We start from the raw sequence: 1487 nt of genomic DNA on the forward strand, positions 1-1487 counted from the left end.
TGATCGGTATAACCTACGATTTCCGGCAGACAATCATCGCCCGACACAATCGTGAGGACAACGGCGCTATTTTAGACGGCGATATGTTACATAAGTTACAAAGTAATCCTCGCATTTTAGGCCTAGGTGAGGTTATGGACTCTTTTGGTGTTATTGATAGAGATCCATATATGGTAAAAAAATTAGATTATTTTAAAGATATGATTATGGATGGTCATATTATTGGGCTTTCACCAAAGCAATTGGCAAGCTATCGTCTAGCAGGCATTACTACAAACCACGAATGTATTTCCTACGAAGAGGCTAAAGAGCAAGTTAGAAATGGTATCTACGTATGGATTCGCGAAGGTAGTGCGGCTCATAATTTAGATGCCATCGTACAAGGTATCGTTCATAACAAAGCTAATACAGAATACTATGGTTTCTGTACAGATGATAAACACATTGAGGATATCCGCTCTGAAGGTCATATCAGTTATAACATTCGCAGATCTATTGAACTTGGCTTAGACCCTGTGAAAGCTTATAAAATGGCTTCTACCAATACGGCGGTTTGCTATCATTTGAAAGACTTAGGTGCTATTGCCCCAAGCTATAAAGCAAATCTTGTAGTTCTCGATGATCCTAATAGCGTAGCAATACATGAAGTGTTCTATAAGGGGAAACCTATTGAACGAGTTCTTGTTAGAGAAGAGAAGGAAGTTCCTAGGGAATTATTACACACTATTAATATAGGGACTTTCACAAAAGAGAAACTCGACATTAATGTAGACAGTCCTCAAGCTATTATTAATATTGTACCGGGCCAAATCGTTACACAAAAGACGGTTGAAGGCGTTCCTGTAGAAAATGGTCTATTTAAACCAAATGCAGAGTACAATAAAATTACTTGTATTGAGCGTTATAAAGCATCAGGCAGAAATGGTGTAGGCATTCTGAAAGGTTTTAATCTTAAAAACGGTGCCATTGCAACATCCTTTGCACATGATTCCCATAATTTAATCGTTGTAGGCGATAATGATGCAGATATGATGGTAGCCATTGAACGTATTCGTGAAATTGGTGGGGGCTATGTCATTACAAGTGAAGGTAAAGTAGTAGAAGAATTAGCCCTTGAAGTAATGGGGTTAATTACAAATCGACCACACGAGGAAGTAGATGCTAAAGTAGCTAAGATGAAAGACATTGCCTACGGTATGGGTGTGCCTAAGGGACTAGATCCATTTATCAATCTGAGCTTCCTTGCATTAACAGTAATTCCAGAAATTAGAATTACTACTACTGGTGTAATGGAGTTTTAGTATTTAGTGTAAGAAAAATATAATAGAAAAAGAGGTTGTAACTAGAATGCGATTAAATCACATTCTGTTGCAACCTCTTTTGGCTTTATTACAGGATATTTCTAGAAAAGATATAATTATTTTATTATAGTAAATCCGACGCATAGTGGGTGACTCACAGGAAATTATCGGTGATTATGATTTGTG

1 protein-coding gene is annotated in these 1487 nt (G+C 37.2%); it reads left to right on the forward strand.

What is annotated here, in order from left to right; genetic code table 11:
* Nucleotides 1-1301 (forward strand): adenine deaminase C-terminal domain-containing protein (locus tag Q7P05_RS03275; protein WP_303930428.1); only part of this gene is annotated, 1301 nt, incomplete at its 5' end.
* Nucleotides 1302-1487: the final 186 nt, after the last annotated feature.

It is taken from the genome of Veillonella dispar, from assembly GCF_937975875.1.
Classification (GTDB): Bacteria; Bacillota; Negativicutes; order Veillonellales; family Veillonellaceae; genus Veillonella; species Veillonella dispar_B.